Origin of the sequence: Massilia genomosp. 1 (assembly GCF_011682185.1) — a bacterium.
Taxonomy (GTDB): domain Bacteria; phylum Pseudomonadota; class Gammaproteobacteria; order Burkholderiales; family Burkholderiaceae_D; genus Telluria_A; species Telluria_A rubra.
This window is the reverse complement of the sequence record NZ_WHJF01000456.1, coordinates 1-339: the sequence shown is the minus strand read 5'-3', so window position 1 is coordinate 339 and position 339 is coordinate 1. Positions and strand designations below refer to the sequence as shown.

The 339-nt window shown below is 65.5% G+C and carries 1 pseudogene; it reads left to right on the top strand.

The features are described 5' to 3' along the window. Positions 1–25: 25 nt before the first annotated feature. Positions 26–339: pseudogene (locus tag F1735_RS34490) on the top strand (hypothetical protein); the annotation flags it as partial.

The window sequence follows — 339 nt, the reverse complement described above, 5'->3', positions numbered from 1 at the left end:
CGATCACCGCTTCCAGAACAATTTCATGATCGGTTTCCCGCCGCACTTCGCCGGCGCGACCATCACGAGCAAGCCGGGCACGAACAATCTCGACACCATCACGCGCCTGAACCAGGATGCGCCAGGCTTCTCGTCGACCCAGGCTTACCAGCACGATGTGAGCAACGAGCAGGTGGCCGTGGGCGCGCGCTGGGATGCCACGCCGGCCCTGCGCTTGACCACCGAAGTGGCGCGCACCGCCAGCTACTTCAAGGAGCGGCGCGTGATTTTCGACTTCGATTACACGGCGCGCGGCTTCGTGGGCGCGGTGCGCTCGGGCGGCGGCTACATGGACTTCCC